Origin of the sequence: Geodermatophilus sabuli (assembly GCF_900215145.1) — a bacterium.
Classification (GTDB): domain Bacteria; phylum Actinomycetota; class Actinomycetes; order Mycobacteriales; family Geodermatophilaceae; genus Geodermatophilus; species Geodermatophilus sabuli.
On sequence record NZ_OBDO01000007.1, the window covers coordinates 130,947 to 150,871 of the forward strand.

19 protein-coding genes and 1 tRNA gene are annotated in these 19,925 nt (G+C 73.6%); 14 read left to right on the forward strand and 6 right to left on the reverse strand.

What is annotated here, in order from left to right:
- The first annotated feature begins 5 nt into the window (after nt 1-5).
- Nucleotides 6-179, forward strand: a complete 174-nt coding sequence (locus CRP39_RS26915) for a hypothetical protein (RefSeq protein WP_172442476.1) — start codon at nt 6-8, stop codon at nt 177-179.
- Here CRP39_RS26915 and CRP39_RS16365 read toward each other — a convergent pair whose 3' ends face one another.
- Nucleotides 180-773: a TetR/AcrR family transcriptional regulator gene (locus CRP39_RS16365; protein WP_097207445.1), complete on the reverse strand. Its 594-nt coding sequence runs from the start codon at nt 771-773 to the stop codon at nt 180-182.
- Nucleotides 774-858: 85 nt separating this feature from the next.
- On the opposite strand from CRP39_RS16365, the gene CRP39_RS16370 reads away from it, so the two are divergent.
- The 3 genes from CRP39_RS16370 to CRP39_RS16380 all read left to right on the forward strand — a co-directional run bounded on the left by CRP39_RS16370 (nt 859) and on the right by CRP39_RS16380 (nt 3,194).
- Entirely contained in the window at nt 859-2,022 is a 1,164-nt protein-coding gene (locus CRP39_RS16370; protein WP_097207446.1) for an acyl-CoA dehydrogenase family protein, read from the forward strand.
- Nucleotides 2,023-2,147: 125 nt separating this feature from the next.
- The gene (locus CRP39_RS16375; RefSeq protein ID WP_097207587.1) at nt 2,148-2,627 is read left to right on the forward strand and encodes a pyridoxamine 5'-phosphate oxidase family protein; all 480 of its coding nucleotides are present in this window, start codon (nt 2,148-2,150) and stop codon (nt 2,625-2,627) included.
- Between the two features lie 90 nt (nt 2,628-2,717).
- Nucleotides 2,718-3,194, forward strand: coding sequence for a DUF1707 SHOCT-like domain-containing protein (locus CRP39_RS16380; RefSeq protein ID WP_097207447.1), 477 nt, complete (start codon nt 2,718-2,720; stop codon nt 3,192-3,194).
- A gap of 5 nt (nt 3,195-3,199) precedes the next feature.
- Here CRP39_RS16380 and CRP39_RS16385 read toward each other — a convergent pair whose 3' ends face one another.
- On the reverse strand, nt 3,200-3,466 hold the full coding sequence (locus tag CRP39_RS16385; RefSeq protein WP_097207588.1) for an SHOCT domain-containing protein: 267 nt from the start codon (nt 3,464-3,466) through the stop codon (nt 3,200-3,202).
- 386 nt (nt 3,467-3,852) lie between these two features.
- Here CRP39_RS16385 and CRP39_RS16390 point away from each other — a divergent pair, with 386 nt between their 5' ends.
- Together CRP39_RS16390 and CRP39_RS26920 are read left to right on the forward strand one after the other, a co-directional pair.
- Nucleotides 3,853-5,760: an alkyl/aryl-sulfatase gene (locus CRP39_RS16390; RefSeq protein WP_097207448.1), complete on the forward strand. Its 1,908-nt coding sequence runs from the start codon at nt 3,853-3,855 to the stop codon at nt 5,758-5,760.
- 218 nt (nt 5,761-5,978) lie between these two features.
- On the forward strand, nt 5,979-6,155 hold the full coding sequence (locus CRP39_RS26920) for a hypothetical protein (RefSeq protein ID WP_172442477.1): 177 nt from the start codon (nt 5,979-5,981) through the stop codon (nt 6,153-6,155).
- 222 nt (nt 6,156-6,377) lie between these two features.
- On the opposite strand, the gene CRP39_RS16395 is transcribed toward CRP39_RS26920, so the two are convergent.
- A tRNA-Leu gene (locus tag CRP39_RS16395) sits at nt 6,378-6,460 on the reverse strand.
- A gap of 177 nt (nt 6,461-6,637) precedes the next feature.
- On the opposite strand from CRP39_RS16395, the gene CRP39_RS16400 reads away from it, so the two are divergent.
- The 7 genes from CRP39_RS16400 to pknB all read left to right on the forward strand — a co-directional run bounded on the left by CRP39_RS16400 (nt 6,638) and on the right by pknB (nt 16,168).
- A complete protein-coding gene (locus CRP39_RS16400) occupies nt 6,638-7,444 on the forward strand; it encodes an FHA domain-containing protein (RefSeq protein WP_097207449.1) in 807 nt (268 codons plus the stop codon).
- 91 nt (nt 7,445-7,535) lie between these two features.
- Nucleotides 7,536-8,000: an FHA domain-containing protein FhaB/FipA gene (locus tag CRP39_RS16405; RefSeq protein WP_097207450.1), complete on the forward strand. Its 465-nt coding sequence runs from the start codon at nt 7,536-7,538 to the stop codon at nt 7,998-8,000.
- Nucleotides 8,001-8,055: 55 nt separating this feature from the next.
- Nucleotides 8,056-9,471: a PP2C family protein-serine/threonine phosphatase gene (locus tag CRP39_RS16410; RefSeq protein ID WP_097207451.1), complete on the forward strand. Its 1,416-nt coding sequence runs from the start codon at nt 8,056-8,058 to the stop codon at nt 9,469-9,471.
- The gene (locus CRP39_RS16415) at nt 9,468-10,886 is read left to right on the forward strand and encodes an FtsW/RodA/SpoVE family cell cycle protein (RefSeq protein ID WP_097207452.1); all 1,419 of its coding nucleotides are present in this window, start codon (nt 9,468-9,470) and stop codon (nt 10,884-10,886) included. The genes CRP39_RS16410 and CRP39_RS16415 overlap by 4 nt, the downstream gene beginning before the upstream one ends.
- On the forward strand, nt 10,883-12,331 hold the full coding sequence (locus CRP39_RS16420; protein ID WP_097207453.1) for a peptidoglycan D,D-transpeptidase FtsI family protein: 1,449 nt from the start codon (nt 10,883-10,885) through the stop codon (nt 12,329-12,331). The genes CRP39_RS16415 and CRP39_RS16420 overlap by 4 nt, the downstream gene beginning before the upstream one ends.
- Nucleotides 12,331-14,124 carry a serine/threonine-protein kinase gene (locus CRP39_RS16425; RefSeq protein WP_097207454.1) on the forward strand — a complete coding sequence of 598 codons (1,794 nt, stop codon included), beginning with the start codon at nt 12,331-12,333 and terminating at the stop codon, nt 14,122-14,124. The genes CRP39_RS16420 and CRP39_RS16425 overlap by 1 nt, the downstream gene beginning before the upstream one ends.
- A 133-nt stretch (nt 14,125-14,257) precedes the next feature.
- Nucleotides 14,258-16,168 (forward strand): Stk1 family PASTA domain-containing Ser/Thr kinase, encoded by a 1,911-nt coding sequence (gene pknB / locus CRP39_RS16430; protein ID WP_097207455.1) that lies wholly within the window; start codon nt 14,258-14,260, stop codon nt 16,166-16,168.
- 66 nt (nt 16,169-16,234) lie between these two features.
- Here the strand turns inward: pknB and CRP39_RS16435 are convergent, their stop codons facing one another.
- Both CRP39_RS16435 and CRP39_RS16440 read right to left on the reverse strand, forming a co-directional pair.
- A complete protein-coding gene (locus tag CRP39_RS16435; RefSeq protein ID WP_097207456.1) occupies nt 16,235-16,891 on the reverse strand; it encodes an aminodeoxychorismate/anthranilate synthase component II in 657 nt (218 codons plus the stop codon).
- A 69-nt stretch (nt 16,892-16,960) separates the two neighbouring features.
- On the reverse strand, nt 16,961-17,728 hold the full coding sequence (locus CRP39_RS16440) for a DUF881 domain-containing protein (RefSeq protein ID WP_097207457.1): 768 nt from the start codon (nt 17,726-17,728) through the stop codon (nt 16,961-16,963).
- Between the two features lie 69 nt (nt 17,729-17,797).
- Between CRP39_RS16440 and crgA the strand changes: the two genes are divergently transcribed.
- A complete protein-coding gene (gene crgA, locus CRP39_RS16445) occupies nt 17,798-18,070 on the forward strand; it encodes a cell division protein CrgA (protein ID WP_097207458.1) in 273 nt (90 codons plus the stop codon).
- A gap of 611 nt (nt 18,071-18,681) precedes the next feature.
- On the opposite strand, the gene CRP39_RS16450 is transcribed toward crgA, so the two are convergent.
- Nucleotides 18,682-19,839, reverse strand: coding sequence for a thiolase family protein (locus tag CRP39_RS16450; RefSeq protein ID WP_097207459.1), 1,158 nt, complete (start codon nt 19,837-19,839; stop codon nt 18,682-18,684).
- Between the last annotated feature and the right edge of the window lie 86 nt (nt 19,840-19,925).

The following is a 19,925-nucleotide window of genomic DNA, read 5'->3' on the forward strand; positions in this document are numbered from 1 at the left end:
TGGACGTGGCGACCAGCACGACGCCGACGTCCGCGGCCGACGGCGGGGTGCCCGGCTCGCCCGCACTGCCGTACCGCGCCCGGAGCTCGACCTGCTGCGCCACCATGAGCCGTCGGACGTCGGGGTCGTCCCAGGCCGCGGCGGTGACGGACCAGGTGGAGGTGGTCACCTCCACCTGATCACAGGCTGATCCCGTGCAGCAGCAGGGCGGCCAGCTCCCGGTAGGCAGCGGCGTCGTCCAGCCCGGTGGCGCGGGCGGTGTCGCCGCGGCCGATGCGGAACACCAGCGTGGAGACGGTGTCGGCGACCAGCGCGGGGTGCACCTCGCGGAACCGTCCCTGGGCCACGCCGTCGGCGATGAGCTCCCGCACCCGCTCCGCCGCCCGCGCGGTGTTCTGCTCGTAGACCGCCCGCCCGGGCGCGAAGGCGTCCAGGTCCCGGTAGAAGGCCGGCGAAGCCGGGGCCAGGGCCCGCGCGACGGCGGTCAGGTACGCGGTGACCCGCAGCGCGGGGTCCTCCTCGGTCGCCGTCCCGGCTTCCACCGCGGCCGTGGCCTTGCGGAAGAAGTGCCGGACCACCCGAGAGGCCAGCTGCTCCTTGCTGCCGGCCAGCGCGTAGAGCGTGCTCTTGGAGCAGTGCAGCCGGAGGGCGAGGTCCTCCAGGGTGAACCCCGCGAAGCCCTCGGCGAGGAACAGCTGCTCCAGCTGGTCGAGCAGCTCGGCCTGCCGGCGGGTCAGCCGGCCGGCCGGCGCGCCCGCGATCTCCGCCGTCATGGCACCTCCCGCGGGCCAGCTTCCACCTGGACGCGCGACAGTACTGTCGTACCGATCCCAGTACAGCTGCGCCCGAGGAGATGCCGTGCCGGTCGACCGCGAACTGCCCACCCAGGAGGCCGCCGACCTCCTCGCCCTCACCCGTGAGATCGCCGACGCCGAACTCGCGCCGAAGGCAGCGCAGTACGAGCGCGAGGAGCGCTTCCCGCGCGAGGTCTTCCGGCTGCTCGGCGACGCCGGCCTGCTCGGGCTGCCGTTCGGGGAGGACGTCGGCGGCGGCGGGCAGCCCTACGAGGTGTACCTGCAGGTGGTGGAGGAGCTCGCGGCCCGCTGGGCCAGCGTGGCCCTCGGCGTCAGCGTGCACACGCTGTCCTGCTTCCCCATCGACCGGTTCGGCACCGACGCCCAGCGCCGGGACCTGCTGCCGGAGATGGTCGGCGGGCGGCTGCTCGGCGCCTACTGCCTGTCCGAGGCGCACGCCGGCTCCGACCCGGCGGCCATGCGGGCCGCCGCGCGGGCCACGGACGACGGGTGGGTGGCCAGCGGCGAGAAGGCGTGGGTCACCCACGGCGGGCACGCGGACTTCTACTCGACGTTCCTCCGGACGCCGGACGACGGCGAACGCGCCATCTCCTGTCTCCACCTCACCCCCGACCTCGCCGGGTTCTCCGCCGCGAGGCCGGAGGAGAAGATGGGCCTGACCGGTTCCACGACCGCCGCCATCCGGCTGGACGACGTCCCGATCCCCGCCGACCGGCTGGTCGGCGAGCGTGGCCGTGGCCTCGGCATCGCGCTCGCGGCGCTGGACTCCGGGCGCCTGGGGGTCAGCGCGGTGGCCGTGGGTCTGGCCCAGTCCGCCCTCGACGTCGCGGTCGCCTACGCACGGGACCGCGAGGCGTTCGGCAAGCGGATCGTCGACCACCAGGGCGTGGCGTTCCTGCTGGCCGACATGGCCGCCGCCGTCGAGTCCGCCCGCGCCACGTACCTGGTCGCGGCCCGGCGCAGGGACGCCGGCAAGCCCTACGCCCGCCAGGCCAGCATCGCCAAGCTCGTGGCCACCGACGCCGCCATGAAGGTGACCACCGACGCCGTCCAGGTGCTCGGCGGGGCCGGGTACACCCGCGAGTTCCCCGCCGAGCGCTACATGCGCGAGGCCAAGGTCATGCAGATCTTCGAGGGCACCAACCAGATCCAGCGCATGGTGATCGGCCGGCACCTGGCCGCGGAGGCCGTGCCCCCCGCCGGCTGACCCCGTCCCTCCCCCGGCGAGATCACGGGGTCTCGCACGTCCGGCACCGCGGGGAGGTGCGGGATCACGGGATCTCGGCGACGCGGCGGCCCCACCCGTCGGCACCCGGGTGCACCATCGCGCGCATGGCCTCGTTCGCCGACCTGGAAACCGCCGAACCGGAGTTCGCCGCCCAGGTGCGCGCGGCCTTCGACGCCCACCGGCACAAGGTCCTGGCCACACTGCGGGCCGACGGCTCGCCGCGGGTCAGCGGCATCGAGATGCAGTTCGTGCGGGGCGAGCCGTGGCTGGCGGGGATGCCGGGGTCGGTGAAGTTCGCCGATCTACGCCGCGACCCCCGCTTCGCCCTGCACGGCGGCAGCGCCGACCCGGACGACTTCACCGCCGACGCGAAGCTCTCCGGCCGGGCCACCGAGGTGACCGACGCGGGCGAACGGCGCCGGTTCTCCGAGGCGGCCGAGGTGCCCGACGACCCCGCGGCGTTCGACCTGTTCCGCGTGGAGATCGACCAGGTGGTGCTCACCGCGCTGAACGACGACAAGACGGCGCTGGTCATCTCCTCGTGGCACCCGGGCCAGGGGCTCACCCACACCCAGCGGACCTGACGGGTTCCACGTGGAACCCGTGACGGACGTCAGTGGACCCCGCGGGTGATCACGGACGAGACTGGAGCCCCCGGAACAGGAAGGTCCCCGATGCCCGACCCGCACCTGCGTGCCGCCGACGCCGACCGCGCGGCTGTCGCCGCCCAACTGGGCGAGCACATGGCCGCCGGGCGGCTGCGCGTGGACGAGTACGACGACCGGCTGGCCCGCGCCTACGCCGCCCGCACCTACGGCGAGCTGGCCGAGCTCACCGCCGACCTGCCGAGGCCGGTCGCCCGCCAGACGGGACCGGCCGCCAGCACGCCCGCCCCGTGGGCGCACCACGGGATCGCCCACGCCGGGTCCTGGGGCGGCTGGTCCGGCGGGCCCTCGCGGTACGCGGCCTGGCGCAACTGGCTGGCCACCGCCGTCATCGTGCTGACCGTGTGGATCGCCACCTCGATCGGCTCCGGGGAGCTGCTCTACCCCTGGCCGATCTGGGTCATCGGCCCCTGGGGCGCGGTCCTGCTGGCCCAGACGATCGCCAGCAACCGCCGGGACGACGACGAGCACCGCCGGCTGACCTGACCGGGTCAGGGGGCGGTCGTCGGGTGCTCGGTGGAGCTCAGGGCCGCCAGCCGCCGCCGGTACTCCTCCTCGTCGATGTCCCCGCGGGCGAGCCGCTCGGCCAGGATCTGCTGCGGGGTGGGCCGGTCGGGTGACGCGACCGGGCCCACCGTCCGGCGGTTGAGCGCACGCACGAGCAGGACACCCCCGGCGACGATCAGGCCCCAGAACAGGACCATGGCGACGGTCGTCGCCATCCAGCCCCAGCCGTTCATGTGGTCGGGCCAGTACATGGCGCTCACACCCTCCGGTCGGGCACGGGACGAGGCACCACGGGCCGCGTCCGAGTACCCGACCGTCGCCGAGCCGACGGGCCGGCGCACCCTTCGAAGGTCCCGACCTGGGGAGACTTCGGGCCTCCGGCCGGGCCGACCCGCAGGCGCAGCGAGCCGCGGTGGCCGGCGGCATCGAGAGCTCACCCGCGCGGGATGACGTTCCGGGCGGCCAGGGCTGCTGGAGTCGGGCGGCGGCCAGCGACACGGACACCGTGCCGTCGCCGGCTTCTCCTGCACTGTCCACCCACCCCATCGGCCGTGATGGGCGTCCCCTGACCGCCGGCTCCCGCGGCGCAACCGGGTCGGGGACGCACGCTGATCCGGCTTGACCCGAGGAGCACGCGATGACTTCCGCGCAGTTGACGGACACGGCCCAGAAGCCGGCGACCGGGCCGATCGTCGCGCAGCACGAGCAGGTGCTGGCCACGCTGCCGTTCGAGGATCGGCAGGACTTCGAGGACGCCCGCCGTGGCTTCGTCGCCGCCCTCGAGCCGGGCGTGGTGCGCTCGGACGGTCGCGTCGTGTGGGACAACGACTCCTACGGGTTCCTCACCGGCGAGGCCCCACCGACGGTCAATCCGAGCCTGTGGCGTCAGTCCGCCCTCAGCGCGGTCCAGGGCTTGTTCGAGGTGGTGCCCGGGATCTACCAGGTCCGTGGGCTGGACCTGTCGAACATGACCATCGTGGAGGGCGAGCGCGGCGTCCTCGTCATCGACCCGCTGGTCTCGGCCGAGACCGCCGCGGCCGCACTCGGCCTCTACCGGCAGCACCGCGGGAACCGCCCGGTGTCCGGGCTGCTGTACACGCACAGCCACGTCGATCACTTCGGCGGCGTCCACGGGGTGCTCTCCGCCGAGGAGATCCAGGCCGGACTGGTGCCGATCCTCGCCCCGGAGGGATTCACCGAGCACGCGGTGAGCGAGAACGTCTACGCCGGAACGGCGATGGCCCGCCGGGCCGGCTACATGTACGGCGCGGCGCTGGACCGCGGGCCGCGTGGACAGGTCGGTGCCGGCCTCGGGCAGACCGCGTCGACCGGCACGATCGGCCTCGTGCCGCCGACGGTGGCGATCACGACCACCGGCCAGCAGGAGACGATCGACGGCATCCGGATGGTCTTCCAGATGGCTCCGGGCGCCGAGGCGCCGGCGGAGCTGCACATCTACTTCCCGCAGCACCGGGCCTTCTGCGCCGCGGAGAACGCCACGCACAACCTGCACAACATCCTCACCCTGCGTGGCGCGGTGGTACGCGATCCGCACGCCTGGGCCGGCTACCTGACCGAGGCCATCGACCTGTTCGGCGCCGAGCTGGAGGTGGTCTTCGCCTCCCACCACTGGCCCACCTGGGGTTCCGAGCGCGCCGTGGAGTTCCTCGCCCTGCAGCGCGACCTGTACGCCTACCTGCACGACCAGACCCTGCGCATGCTCAACCAGGGGCTGACCGGGGCGGAGATCGCCGAGGCGATGGTGCTGCCGCCGGCGCTGGAGCGCGCCTGGTGCGCGCGCGGCTACTACGGCTCGGTGAGCCACAACGTCAAGGCGATCTACCAGCGCTACATGGGCTGGTACGACGGCAACCCCGCGCACCTGTGGCCGCACCCCCCGGCCGAGGCCGGGCGCCGGTACGTCGAGCTCATGGGCGGCGCGGACACCGTGGTCGCCAAGGCCCGGGACTCCTTCGACGCCGGGGACTTCCGCTGGGCCGCCGAGGTCCTCAACCACGTGGTCTTCGCCGATCCGGACCACCAGGCCGCCCGGGAGCTGCTGGCCGACACCTACGAGCAGCTCGGCTACGGCGCGGAGAACGGCACCTGGCGCTGCGTCTACCTCTCCGGTGCCCACGAGCTGCGGCACGGCAACTTCGGCACCCCCACCGTCGCGGCTTCCCCGGACGTGCTGGCCCAGCTCACGCCCGAGCAGCTCTTCGACGCCCTGGCCATCCGGATCGACGGCCCGCGCTGCGGCGACGAGAAGGTGGCCATCGACGTCGACCTCAGCGACACCGGCACGCGCTACCGGCTGGCGCTGCGCAACGGCGCCCTGACCTACACCGGTGCGCTGCAGACCGCCGCGGCGGACGCGGTCCTGCACCTGCCCTCCACGGCCCTCTCCGGCCTCCTCGCCCGCGGGGTGGGTCCCGAGCAGCTCGCTGCGGCCGGCGTGCAGGTCGACGGCGACGTGGCGGCCGTGAGTCGACTGCTCGCCGCCCTCGACGAACCCGACCCCGACTTCGCCATCGTCACCCCGTGAGCACCTCGATCCTCGGCCGATCCCGGTTCGGCCGACGGAGCCTCCGCGGCGCGCTGCTCCGCCCACGACCTGGACAGCCACGACGGCGACGAGGGTCAGCGGCCGGACCGGGACTCCGGCAACCGCGAGGAACAGGGTGGTGCGCCGGCTCGTCCTCGCGGAGTGACGCCCCCCGGAGCCGGCGGCCCCACGGTCCGGCAACGGCGTAGGAGGCGGTCATGGCCCAGCAGAGCCCCGGCCCGGGCACAACCACCGGGACAGGTCCCGCGTCCAGCGCCGCGCGTCTCAACGGTGGGGCCATCGCGACGCTCGCCGGCGGCGGTCTGCTGCTGGTGTTCATGCTGCAGAACACCCAGGACGTCACCCTGCAGTTCCTGGTCTGGAGCTCCGCCTGACCACTGTGGTGGTTCGCCCTGGTGGACGCGACGCTGGGAGCGGTCGTGTGGATCGGTCGCGGTGTGCTGCGCCGGCATCGTCGTCGGGTGGCGCGGCGGGCCGCCCGATACGACTGACCCAGGCCGCGGACGGCCGTCACCGCGGGTGGGTGCGTCACCTCAGGTGACTACGGGGCCGGTGACCACCGGCCTGCGAGCACTGGGGGATCCCCCAGTGCGGAGTGGGCAAGGGGGGAGTTGAACCCCCACGTCCTCTCGGACACACGGACCTGAACCGTGCGCGTCTGCCATTCCGCCACTTGCCCTGGCGAGGAAGAACCCTAGCAGCCGCCTCGCGGAGCCCGGCACGGGGGGCGCCGGCGCGGGCGGCAGAGTCGGCGCGCCCGGGGCGTCGGGTGGTCACCGGCCGGGCACGCGGGCCACACCCGGCTACGATCAACGGTGGCAGATCGGGACGTCCGGACGAGCGCAGAGGAGCGACTGTGGGTGTGCTGCAGCGCTTCGAGCGGCGGCTGGAGGGCATGGTCGGACTGGCCTTCGCCCGCCTCTTCAAGGGCAAGGTGCACCCCGCCGAGATCGCCAAGGCACTGACCCGCGAGGCCGACGAGCAGCGCTCGGTGATGGGTGAGGGGCGGGTCCTGGCGCCCAACGTCTACGACGTCCGCCTCGGCCCCACCGACTACGACCACCTCGCCGAGTGGTCCGAGCAGCTCGCCGCGCAGCTCGCCGACATGGTGTCCGAGCACATCGAGGGCGAGGGCTACCAGGTCTTCGACGCCGTCCAGGTGCGCCTCGAGCGCGACGACGCCCTGCCCACCGGTGTCTTCGAGGTGAGCTCGCACGTCGCCGACCCGGCACGCCCGGGCAGCCGCGCCGACGATGCCCCGGCCCCGCTGGCCACCGGTGGCGTGCCGCCGCTGCCCCCGTTGCAGGGCCGCATGGCCACCGACACCGGCCGGCAGCAGCCGTCGGTCGTCGGACGGGCGGGCACCAAGCCCGGCGTCACCCACGTCCTGCTGGTCGACGGCCCGGGCACCCGCCACGAGCTGACCACCGGCCGCAACGTCATCGGCCGCGGCACCGACGCCGACATCCGGCTGCCGGACACCGGGGTGAGCCGCAAGCACGTCGACGTCGTCCTCGACGGGGGCACCGCGATCGCCGAGGACCTCGGCTCGACCAACGGCACCCTCGTCAACGGCCGCCGGATCACCCGGCAGCCGCTGTCGGACGGCGACGTCATCCGCATCGGCCACTCGGTGCTGGTCTACCGACAGGACGGCGCGTGAGGCGGGTCGCGTCAGTGACCGGGCTCGCGGGGCCGTGCGGGAGCACAGGACGGCCCGGCACCGCGGCGACGAGCGCCGGTGAGGCGGCGTCGTGACCGCCGAGATCGTGCTGCAGGTCTTCCGCTTCGGCTTCCTCCTGCTGTTGTGGCTGTTCATCTTCGCCGCGTTCCGCGTGGTGCGCGCCGACCTGTTCGGCGGCCGGGCCGGGCGCGTGTCGTCCGTGCCCCCGCGGGCGGCGGCCGCCGGCAAGCAGAAGAAGAACCGCGGCCTGAAGACGCTCGTCGTCACCGCCGGGCCGCTCACCGGCACCAAGATCACGCTCGGCGACCAGCCGATCCTCATCGGCCGGGCCGACGACTCCACCCTCGTGCTCACCGACGACTTCGCCAGCTCCCGCCACGCCCGGCTGACCAACCGCGGCGGTCAGTGGTACGTCGAGGACCTCGGCTCGACCAACGGCACCTACCTCGACCAGCAGCGCGTGCAGGGCCCGCTGCTGGTGTCCCCGGGCCAGCCGATCCGCATCGGGCAGACGGCCCTGGAGCTGCGTTCATGACCATCGCGCCCACCATCGTCGCGGGGAGCGGCCGCACTCCCGGAAGCCGGATCCGATGACCCTCGTGCTGCGCTACGCGGCCCGGTCCGACCGCGGCCTGGTCCGCGGCAACAACCAGGACTCGGTGTACGCCGGGCCGCGGCTGCTCGCTGTCGCCGACGGCATGGGAGGCCACGCTGCTGGTGACGTCGCCAGCAAGGTGGTCATCGCCGCGCTCGAGCACCTGGACGACGACGCGCCGTCCGGCGACATGCTGCAGGCCCTGCGCGAGGCGGTCTTCGACGGCAGCGAGCACCTGCGCGAGGTGATCCGCGAGTCGCCGCAACTGGAGGGCATGGGGACGACGCTGACCGCCGTCCTGTTCGCCGGGGGTCGCCTGGCCCTGTGCCACATCGGGGACTCCCGCGCCTACCTGCTGCGCGACGGCGTGCTCACCCAGATCACCCACGACGACACGTTCGTGCAGACGCTGATCGACGACGGGCGGATCACCCCGGAGGAGGCCAACCACCACCCCCAGCGCTCGCTGCTGCTGCGCGCGCTGAACGGGCAGGAGGTCGACCCCTACCTGTCGATGCGGGAGGCGCGCGCCGGCGACCGCTACCTGCTGTGCTCCGACGGCCTGTCCGGCGTGGTCAGCGAGGAGACCCTCGCCTCGGCGCTGGAGGACCCGGACCCGCAGGCGACCGCCGACCGGCTCATCGAGCTGGCGCTGCGCAGCGGCGGCCCGGACAACATCACCGTCATCGTGGCCGACGTCGTCGAGGACGGCGGGCACGGCACCGCGCCGCTGGACCCCGTCGTCGACGGCGCGGCCGGTGACAACGTCGGCCAGCGCGCGGTGGACCCCCGGTCGGCGGCCGGCCGCGCCGCCCTCGCCGACCCGCCGCCGACCCCACCGGCAGCTCCGGGGGCCGGGATGGCCTCCGCCCCGCCGCCGGGACGCCGCCGGCGCCGCCTGCTGTGGGGCCTCGGTGCGCTGCTGCTGGTCCTGGCGGTCGTCGCCGGCGCCTACGTGTGGGTGCTGTCCAACTGGTTCGTCGGCGTCCAGGACACCGCCAGCGGCGAGCGGGTGACCGTCTTCCGCGGCATCGACACCGCACTGCTGGGCGTCGACCTCAACCGGGTGGCCGACGTGACCGACCTCGGCGTCGACGACCTCACCCAGGCCGACGCGAGCAAGGTGCGCCGGGGCATCGAGGCCAACGACGGCGACCACGCCGACCGGATCGTCGCGATGCTGCGCGACCAGCGCCTGCCCACCTGCCCCGCCGAGCAGGCCGACGGCGGGCAGACGCTGTCGTCGTCCCCCACGCCCGCCCCGGCGCCGGCGCCGGACGGCGGCGCCCTCCCGGCGCCCGGCGAGCCCACCCCGCCGGTCGTGCCGGCGGAACCCACCTCCGAGGCCACCGCGGCCGAGCGGTCGACGCCGGCGCCCGAGCCCGGAGTGGACTGCCGGGAGGCGAAGTGACCGCCGGCCCGTCCACGGATCCGCGTGCGAACGCGGCAGGTGCCGCCCCGCCGAAGCGGCGGAACACCGAGCTTGCGCTGCTGGTCTTCGCCGTCCTCATCACGCTCGTCGCGCAGAGCATCGTCGACCTGACCATGACCGGGTCCCTGCGCCCGGAATTGGTCACGTTCGGCGGCTGGTTCGCGGGCCTGTGGGCCGTCGTGCACCTCGTCGTCCGCAAGCTGGCGCCCTACGCCGACCCGCTCCTGCTGCCGGCGGTGGCGCTGCTGACCGGGCTGGGGCTGTCGGTGATCCACCGGCTCGACCTCGCCGCCGAACAGGTCGACAGCACCGTCTCCCGCGAGGACGCCCCGGTCCAGTTGGTGTGGGCGACGCTCGGGGTCGTCCTGTTCGTCGCCGTCCTCGTGGTGCTGCGCGACCACCGGGTGCTCGCCCGATTCGCCTACACGCTCGCCCTGGTCGGCCTGGTGCTCCTGGCGATCCCCGCGGTGCTGCCGTCGTCGCTGTCGGAGGTCAACGGCGCGAAGATCTGGATCCGGCTGGCGGGCTTCAGCATCCAGCCCGGTGAGTTCGCCAAGATCTGCCTGATCGTCTTCTTCGCCGCCTACCTGGTGGACAAGCGCGACGTGCTCGCGCTGGCCAGCCGCCGCGTCGCCGGCCTGGAGCTGCCGCGCGCCCGTGACCTCGGCCCGGTGCTGGTCGCCTGGGCGATGTCGATCCTCGTGCTGGTCTTCGAGCGGGACCTCGGCAGCTCCCTGCTGCTGTTCGGCATCTTCGTGGTGATGCTCTACGTCGCCACGGAACGGGCGAGCTGGCTGCTCATCGGCCTCGGTCTGTTCGCCGGCGCCGCGTTCATCGCCTACCAGGTGTTCGGCCACGTGCGGGACCGCGTCGACGTCTGGCTGAGCCCCTTCGACTACCGGGACGGCGCGGGGTACCAACTGGTGCAGTCGCTGTTCGGGCTCGGCACCGGCGGCCTGTTCGGCGCCGGCCTCGGCGGTGGCCGCCCGGATCAGGTGCCGGTCGCCAAGAGCGACTTCATCGCCGCGGCCATCGGCGAGGAGCTCGGGCTGTTCGGCCTCGTCGCGGTGATCATCGTGTACCTGGTCCTCGTCGAGCGCGGTCTGCGGACGTCGCTGATCGTCCGCGACGCCTTCGGCAAGCTGCTCGCCGCCGGCCTGTCCTTCGCCATCGCCTGGCAGGTGTTCGTCGTCCTCGGCGGGGTCACCGGCCTGCTGCCGCTGACCGGCCTCACCACACCGTTCCTCGCCTACGGCGGGTCCTCCCTGGTGGCCAACTTCGTGCTGGTCGCCGTCCTGGTGCGGATCAGTGACGCCGCCCGCCGCCCGGCCGCCCCGGTCGGACCACCGAAGCCGGCGCTGGGTGACGCGCCCACCGAGGTGGTGACGCCGTGAACGCACCCCTGCGCCGCGTCGCCATCAGCGTGCTCGTGCTGTTCACGCTGCTGATCATCAACGTCAACTACATCCAGGTGGTCCGCTCCGACGAGCTGCGCAACGACCCGGGCAACACCCGCGTGCTCTCCGAGGAGTACGACCGCGAGCGCGGCTCGATCGTCGTCGCGGGCACCGAGATCGCCACGTCGGTGGCCACCGACGACCGGCTGACCTACCTGCGGCAGTACCCGCAGGCCGAGCTGTACGCGCCGGTGACCGGCTACTACTCGCTGGTCTACGGCAACGCGCAGACCGAGAGGTCGATGAACGAGTTCCTCGCCGGCAACGACGCCCGGCTGTTCGCCCGGCGGATCGCCGACCTGTTCACCGGCCGCGACCCCTCCGGCGGCGATGTCGTCCTCACCCTCGACCCCGCCGTCCAGGAGGCCGCGATGGCCGGCCTGGAGGGCGTCACCGGCGCCGTGGTGGCCCTCGACCCCAGCAGTGGTGCGGTGCTGGGCATGGCCAGCACCCCCACGTACGACCCCAACCTGCTGTCCAGCCACGATCCGCAGGGCATCCGCGACTACTGGGATCAGCTCAACGGCGCCGACCGTGACCCGCGGCTGAACCGGGGGATCGGCGACAACTACCCGCCGGGATCGGTGTTCAAGGTCGTCGTGTCGGCGGCCGCGCTGTCGACCGGGGAGTACACGCCGGACACGGTGATCCCGGCGCCGGACACGCTGACCCTCCCCGGCACCAACACCGAGCTGGAGAACTTCGGCGGCTCGAGCTGCAGCAGCACCGGTGAGCAGTCGTTGATCGACGCGCTGACCGTCTCCTGCAACACCGCCTTCGCCCAGCTCGGCATCGACCTCGGCGAGGACCGCGTGCGGGAGATGGCCGAGGCCTTCGGCATGGACGGCGAGAAGCGGGAGATCCCGCTGACCGTGGAGGCCAGCACGATGGGCGACCCGGAGAACGACGCCCAGCTCGGGGTGAGCTCGATCGGTCAGCAGGACGTCCGGATGACCCCGCTGCAGGCTGCGATGATCGCCGCCGCGGTCGCCAACGACGGCACCCTGATGGCGCCCTACCTGGTCGATCAGCTGCGCGCCCCCGACCTGTCGGTCGTCGACGAGACCGACCCGGAGGGGCTCAGCGAGCCGATCATCCCGGAGGTCGCCGACCAGCTGACCGAGATGATGACCAGCGTCGTCGCCAACGGCTCCGGCCGCGCCGCACGCATCCCCGGCGTCCCGGTGGCCGGCAAGACCGGTACTGCGGAGGTGTCCGAGGACGTGCCCGACCACAACTGGTTCATCGGGTTCGCCCCCGCCGACGACCCCCAGATCGCGGTCGCGGTCTTCGTGGCCAACGGCGGGGGTACGGGCGGGGACGTGTCCGCCCCCATCGCCCGTGAGGTCATGCAGGCCCACCTGGACGGGGAGGGCGGCTGATGGCCCTGTCCACCGGCACGATCCTCGCCGGCCGCTACGAGATCACCGCCCCGATCGCCACCGGCGGGATGGGTGAGGTGTGGCGCGCCCGCGACCGCGTGCTCGACCGCGTCGTCGCCGCCAAGGTGCTGCGCAGCGAGTTCACCGGCGACCCCAGCTTCGTCGCCCGGTTCCGCAACGAGGCGCGGCACACCGCGGCGCTCAGCCACCCCAACATCGCCTCGGTCTACGACTACGGCGAGACCGACGACGAGCGCGGCGGCCAGCTGGCGTTCCTCGTCATGGAGCTGGTCGAGGGCAAGCCGCTGGTGACCATCCTCCACGAGGAGGGCAAGCTCCCGGTCGACTGGACCCTGCACGTGCTGAGCCAGTCCGCCGACGGACTGTCGGCAGCCCACAAGGCCGGCGTCGTGCACCGCGACATCAAGCCGGGCAACCTCATCGTCCGGCCCGACGGCGTGGTGAAGCTGACCGACTTCGGCATCGCCCGCGCTCGCGACGCCACACCCCTGACCCGCACCGGCATGGTCGTCGGCACCGCCCAGTACCTCTCGCCCGAGCAGGCCCAGGGCTTCGAGGTCACCGCCGCCTCCGACGTCTACTCCCTGGGCGTGGTCGGCTACGAGTGCCTGACCGGCGGGCGCCCGTTCGACGGCACCTCCCAGGTGGCGGTGGCCCTGGCGCACATCAACCGGCCGCCGCCCCCGCTGCCGGGCAACGTGCCGGCCGCGGTGCGGCTGCTCATCGAGCGCGCCCTGGCCAAGGACCCCGCCGACCGCTTCGCCGACGGCGCGGCCTTCGCCGCCGCGATCCGTTCGGTGGCCGCCGGGAACGGGCTGTCGGCCGCCCCGCTGACCGGGGGCACGCTCCCGGCCCGCCCCGGTCCGGCCCCGGCACCCACGCCGGCGCGGGCCCGGACCGAGCTCGTCACCGACATCTCCGACAGCCGGACCCAGGTGCTCGGTGCCGCCTCCGCCGGCGGCACCGGCGGTCCGGGGACGGCGCCCGGCGCCATGCCCCCGCTGCGCCGGCCCCCCGAGGACGACGAGCCCGCCGGCGGCCCCCGGCACGCCGAGCGGCCGCGCGGCGGCAACCGGTGGGTGTGGCTGGTCGCGGGCCTGCTGCTGCTCGCCCTGGTGGGCGGGGGCACGTGGTTCCTGTTGGCCGGCGACAACGACTCCCCGGCCGGGAACAGGCAGCCGACCAGCGCATCATCCACGAGCGTGAGCACGGCGGCCGGCACGTTCACCGTCAACACCGACGAGTTCATCGGGCAGAACGTCGACACCGTCGAGGAGTACCTGGTCGGCAACGGCCTGCAGGTCAGCAAGCGCGAGGCCGACGCCGCGCAGGTGACCGCACCCGGTCGGGCGTTCGACGCGGGGGACGTCGTCACCTCCGACCCCGCCAACGAGGCCGTGCCCCTGGGCACCGTCGTCACCCTCTACTACGCACCCGACGACTACGCCCCGGACACCGGCGACGACACCAGCGGCGACACCGGCGGCGACACCCAGCCCCAGCCGACGTCGGCGACGCCCACCCCGACCCAGGGCGGGGACGACGACGGCGGCGACGACGACGACGGGCGTCCCACCGGCCGCCCCGGCGGGGGCAACACGACGACCGCCACCGCGACCACGACGGCGGAGACGCAGCCGCCCCAGCCGACGCAGGCCACGACCTCCCCGGCCCCGGGGGCGCCGGCGCCGGAACCCCCGGCCCCGCAGCCCGGGGAACCCGCCCCCGAGGAGCCGCAGGCGGGTCAGCAGGCACCGGGTGCGGCGGAGTGACGGCGCACCCCCGCGCCACCCGGGTCGGCGCCGTCCCAGCGGTTAGGCTCCCCGCCGGCCCGTCCGTCCGCCGCTGTTGCCCGTGCCCCGCCCCCGTCCGGACGCGGGACCGCACCGCCCGAGAGGACCCCTGATGACCACGCCGCAGGTGCTCGGAGAGCGCTACGAGATCGGCGGGGTGCTCGGCCGTGGAGGCATGGCCGAGGTGCACCGGGGCCGCGACCTCCGGCTCGGCCGTGAGGTGGCGGTCAAGGTGCTGCGCAGCGACCTGGCCCGCGACCCGTCCTTCCAGGTGCGGTTCCGGCGCGAAGCCCAGGCCGCGGCCTCGCTGAACCACCCCGCGATCGTCGCGGTCTACGACACCGGCGAGGACCGCTCGGCCAGCGGGGCCACCCCGTACATCGTCATGGAGTACGTCGAGGGCCAGACCCTGCGTGACGTGCTGCGCGGCGAGGGCGTGCTCTCCCCCGAGCGGGCCATGAGCCTGGCCGCCGACATCTGCGGGGCGCTGGACTTCAGCCACCGCAACGGCATCGTGCACCGCGACGTGAAGCCCGGGAACGTGATGATCACGCCGCAGGGCTCCGTCAAGGTCATGGACTTCGGCATCGCCCGCGCGGTCTCCGACTCCGCGGCGACGATGACCTCCACCGCTGCGGTCATCGGCACCGCCCAGTACCTCTCCCCCGAGCAGGCCCGCGGTGAGGGCGTCGACGCCCGCTCCGACGTCTACTCGGTCGGCTGCCTGCTCTACGAGCTCGTCACCGGCGCGCCGCCGTTCACCGGTGACTCCCCGGTGGCGGTCGCCTACCAGCACGTGCGCGAGGACCCCCGGCTGCCGTCGTCGATCAACCCGGTGATCCCGCCGGAGCTCGACGCGATCCTGCTCAAGGCGATGAGCAAGAACCCGGCCAACCGCTACCAGTCGGCCGCCGACATGCGCAACGACCTGCTGCGGGCGCTGGCCGGGCAGCGGGTCGAGGCCACGCCGGTCATGAACGACGCCGAGAAGACCACGATCCTCGGCGCGACGCCGGGCTACGGCGACGAGGACTGGGACGAGGACGACGAGGCGGCCCGCAGGCGCAAGCGCACCCGGGTGGTCATCGCCGTCGTCGCCGCCGTCCTGGTGATCGGTGGCGTGATCGCCGCAGCGCTGCTGCTCGACTCCGGCGACGACGCACCGCCGGCCGCCCGCGAGGTCGCGGTGCCGACGCTGGTGGGTCTCCCGCAGGCCGAGGCGGAGGCCGCGATCACCGGCGCCGGACTGGTGGTGGGCGACGTGACCACCGAGGTCACGACCGACGACGCCCAGGTCGGCAACGTCCTGTCCAGCGACCCCGCCAGCGGCGTGCCACGCGAGGAGGGCACCGCGGTCGACCTCGTGGTCGGCACGGCGCCGGACAGCACCACCGTCCCGCCGGTGGTCAACCTCGACGAGGACGACGCGCGGACCGCGCTGGAGAACGCGGGTCTCACGGGGAACATCAACCGGGACAGCGTCGACTCCCTCGAGCCGGAGGGGACCGTCGTCGCCGTCGACCCGGAGGAGGGCACCCAGGTCCCCCTGGACACGACGATCACGCTGTCGGTGTCCGACGGGGACGCGCAGGTGCGCGACGTCGTCGGCCAGCAGCAGGACACCGCGACCCAGGCCCTGCGTGACGACGGGTTCACCGACGTCCGGGTGGAGCCGGTCGAGGACGAGCAGCCCCCGGGCACCGTCGTCGCCATGTCCCCCGCCGGCGGCAGCCAGGCCACCGCCGACACGCAGATCACCCTGCAGGTCTCCGGCGGCCCCGCGGAGCCGGAGACCGTGCGCGTGCCGAACGTCGTCGACCAGCCGCAGGCCGCGGCGACCAGCACGCTGCAGGGGCTGGATCTGACCGTGGACGTGGTCCAGCAGGACGCCGCCGACCAGGCCGACGTCGGCCTGGTGATCGCGCAGAGCCCGTCGGCGAACGCCGAGGTGCAGCCGGGCTCGACGGTGACCATCACCGTCGGCCGGGCGCCCCAGACCGGCGGTGACAGCGGCCCGCCCTGATCGGCCCGAGACGACGCAGGGCCCCTCCCCCGCACCGGGAGGGGCCCTGCGTCGTTCCTGGGGGGCTCAGACGGGCGTGGCGACCGTCGTGAGCCGGTGCGCGGCCGCGGTGGCCGCCTCGACGGCCGCGGGGTCGGGTGCGAGACCGCAGGACTCCAGCCACGTGGCCAGCATCCGGTGCCCGCCCTCGGTGAGCACGGACTCGGGGTGGAACTGCACGCCCTCGATGGGCAGCTCCCGGTGCCGCAGCGCCATGACGATCCCCGACGGCGTCTCGCCGGTCACCTCCAGCTCGGCCGGCACGGTGGAGCGCTCCACGGCCAGCGAGTGGTACCGGGTGGCGGTGAACGGCGACGGCAGCCCGGCGAGGACGCCGGCGCCCGTGTGCACCACCTGGCTGGTCTTACCGTGCAGCAGCTCCGGCGCTCGCACCACCTCGGCGCCGAACGCCTCGGCGATCGCCTGGTGGCCCAGGCACACCCCGAGGACCGGCGTCCCGGCGTCCGCGGCGGCTCGCACCATCGGCACGGTCACCCCGGCGCCGGACGGCGTCCCGGGACCGGGCGAGAGGAGCACGCCCGCGACGTCGAGGTCGGCGAGCTCGTCGACGGTCACGGCGTCGTTGCGGCGGACGATGCAGTGCACGCCCAGCTGCCCCAGGTACTGGACCAGGTTGTAGACGAAGCTGTCGAAGTTGTCGACGACGAGGACGGGCCGGTTCACGTTCCCTGTGTACCAAAGAACCTCGTGCCTCCGGCTCGCGCGCTCGCAGCGGGACCCGGCACGGGGGCCTCACTCGTCAGCGACGGTGGTGTACTCCATGTCGAGCGTGCCCTCGTGGGCCGGCAGGGTCACCGACGGACGGTCGCGGACGGCGAAGCCCAGCCCGAAGTCCTCCACCGCCTGCTGGAACACCGCGACCTGCGGGGAGGCGGCCAGCTGGGCGCGGATGGCGGTGGTGTCGCCGACCGCGGTGACGACGAACGGCGGCGAGTAGGTGCGCCCCTCCAGGAGCAGCACGTTGCCGACGCAGCGGACGGCGCTGGTGGCGATCAGCCGCCGGTCCATGATCGCGACGCCGTCCGCGCCGGCCGCCCACACCGCGTTCACCACCGCCTGCACGTCCGACTGGTGGATGACGACGTCGTCCGGGCGGGCCCCGATCGGCAGCGAGCCGTCCGGACGGCGCGGCGCGTCGTCCAGGACGATCTCCACACCGCGTCCGCTGAGTCCCACCAGGCCGGCCGAGAGCTCGGCACCGTCGTCCTGCACCTGGGCCGCGGCCACCGCGCCGTCCCGGGAGGCCGCCTGCTCGGTCAGGGCCTGCGTCTGCTCGCGCAGGGCGGCCAGCTGGTCCTGCTGGCCACGCACGACCTCCTCGCGGTCCGCGATGAGGGCCGACAGCTCGGTGACCTCACCACCGCGCAGGTCCATGCCGTCGGCGGTCTGGCTGGACGTGGCGAACAGCAGGCCGGCCGACAGGGCCACGACGGGCACCAGGGCGGCCCACGCGGCGCCACGGCGGCTCCCCCGACGGGTCAGGGTGCGGGCTCCGGCCACGTCCGCAGCTTAGGCTGGAGTTCTGTCACGGCCGGCAGCGACGAACCGGCCCCGGAGGGAGTTCGTACGGTGCCCAAGTCCAAGGTGCGCAAGAAGTCGGTCTACACGCCGCCGCAGGGCACGCTGCAGGCCGGCACGCCGGCGGCCCGCGTCGCCCAGCCCAGCCCGCGCTGGTACGCGCCGCTGATGGTCGCCCTCATGGTGCTCGGGCTGCTGTGGATCGTGGTCTTCTACGTGGCCGGTGACCGGATCGGCTTCATGAGCAGCATCGGTCCGTGGAACTTCGCCGTCGGCTTCGGCCTCATGGTGGCCGGCCTGGTCATGTCGATGCGCTGGCGCTGAAGAAGAGGACGCTCCTGCCCCTCACTGCTCGTTGGAGGACCCCGTCCTCCCCACCCCTCGCAGGCTCGAGGTGGCACCTGGGACGGGGCCGGGTCCCACCTGCAGGAGGGCGTGCTTCACGGCCCTCGTCCCCACCCGGAGACGAGGGCCGTTTTGGTGTGAGCGTCCGGATACCCACCGTGTTGTCCACAAGCGACGCTGTGCACAGCGGATCGCTGCGTCCACAGGTCGACAAAGCGCGATACCCCCAGAGTTGTCCACCGAGTGTGGAGAACGGGTGTTCGACCAGACTCCGCTGACCTGCGCTTTTCCCACGAGTGAGGCAGGTGTGACGGGAAGGGCACCCGAGTAACTACATGCCTGTGACTCCATCCCCAGTTGTGCACACAGCTGTGGACGAATCGACATGGCGGCAGGCGCGGGACGGCGACCGGAGCCAGCCCCTACCCCGCCGGCTGCCCCGCGACACGCGACCTGACCACGGCAGATGTCCCGGGGCGGACCGTCCCTCCCCAGGGACGACGACGGCCCCCGGTCCGCAGAGGACCGGGGGCCGTCTGTGCACATCCAGCGAGGTCCCGTGCACATCCGCGGATGTGCACGGGCCGGCGTCAGGCGGCGATCAGCTCGAGGATGGTCGCGTTCGCCATCCCCCCGCCCTCGCACATCGTCTGCAGGCCGTAGCGGGTGCCCGTGGCGAGCATGCTGTGGACGAGGGTGGTCATGATCCGGGCCCCGGAGCCGCCCAGCGGGTGGCCCAGCGCGATCGCCCCGCCGCGGGGGTTGACCCGGTCCAGGGCCGCGCCGGTCTCGACCTGCCAGGCCAGCGGCACCGGCGCGAACGCCTCGTTCACCTCGAAGATGCCGATCTCGTCGACCGACAGGCCGGAGCGCTGCAACACCTTGTGGGTCGCCGGGATCGGCGCGGTGAGCATGATGACCGGGTCGTCGCCGGCCATGACCGTGGTGTGGATGCGCACCAGCGGGCGCAGGCCGAGCTCGCGGGCCTTCTCCGAGGTGGTCACCAGCAGCGCGGCCGAGCCGTCGGAGATCTGGCTGGCGTTGCCGGCGCTGATGACGCCGTCGGCCTTGAACGGGGTCTTCAGGGACGCCAGCTTCTCCAGCGTGCCGCCGGGGCGGACGCCCTCGTCGGCCCGGACCACCGTGCCCTCGGGGGTGGTGACCGGCGCGATCTCCTCGTCGAAGGCGCCGTCGGCCTGCGCCTTGGCCGCCTTCTCGTGCGAGGCGAGGGAGAACTCGTCGAGCTGGGTGCGGGAGAAGCCCCACCGCTCGGCGATCATCTCGGCGCCGACGCCCTGGTTGGGGGCCACTCCATAGCGCTCCATGAAGCGCGGGCCGAGGGGGCGCCCGGCCGAGCCGTCCCCGATCGAGGAGCCCATCGGCACCCGGCTCATCGACTCGACGCCACCGGCGACGACGACGTCGGCCTGACCGCTGATGACCGAGGCCGCCGCGAAGGCGACCGCCTGCTGCGAGGAGCCGCACTGCCGGTCGATCGTCGTCCCCGGGACCGTCTCGGGCCAGCCGGCCGCCAGCGCCGCGTTGCGGGCCACGTTGTACGTCTGCTCCCCGATCTGGCTGACGCAGCCCCAGATCACGTCGTCGACCACCGCGGGGTCGATGCCGCTGCGCTCGACCAGCGCCTCCAGCACGTGTGCGGAGAGGTCGACGGCGTGCACACCGGACAACCCCCCGCCCCGCTTGCCCACCGGGGTCCGCACGGCGGCACAGATAACGGCATCTCGCATGACCACTCCTCGTCCACGTCGGCGGCTTCCCGCCGTCCCTGGCCGAATGGTAGGACGTCCGAGCATCCGCGCCCCAGAGGCGCCTG

Coding starts and splice junctions, on each gene's coding strand:
- pknB (WP_097207455.1), top strand. CDS start 14,258: ATGACCACGCCGCAGGTGCTCGGAGAGCGCTACGAGATCGGCGGGGTG.
- CRP39_RS16410 (WP_097207451.1), top strand. CDS start 8,056: ATGACCCTCGTGCTGCGCTACGCGGCCCGGTCCGACCGCGGCCTGGTC.
- CRP39_RS16450 (WP_097207459.1), bottom strand. CDS start 19,839: ATGCGAGATGCCGTTATCTGTGCCGCCGTGCGGACCCCGGTGGGCAAG.
- CRP39_RS16380 (WP_097207447.1), top strand. CDS start 2,718: ATGCCCGACCCGCACCTGCGTGCCGCCGACGCCGACCGCGCGGCTGTC.
- CRP39_RS16375 (WP_097207587.1), top strand. CDS start 2,148: ATGGCCTCGTTCGCCGACCTGGAAACCGCCGAACCGGAGTTCGCCGCC.
- CRP39_RS16390 (WP_097207448.1), top strand. CDS start 3,853: ATGACTTCCGCGCAGTTGACGGACACGGCCCAGAAGCCGGCGACCGGG.
- CRP39_RS16425 (WP_097207454.1), top strand. CDS start 12,331: ATGGCCCTGTCCACCGGCACGATCCTCGCCGGCCGCTACGAGATCACC.
- CRP39_RS16385 (WP_097207588.1), bottom strand. CDS start 3,466: ATGTACTGGCCCGACCACATGAACGGCTGGGGCTGGATGGCGACGACC.
- CRP39_RS26920 (WP_172442477.1), top strand. CDS start 5,979: ATGGCCCAGCAGAGCCCCGGCCCGGGCACAACCACCGGGACAGGTCCC.
- CRP39_RS16365 (WP_097207445.1), bottom strand. CDS start 773: ATGACGGCGGAGATCGCGGGCGCGCCGGCCGGCCGGCTGACCCGCCGG.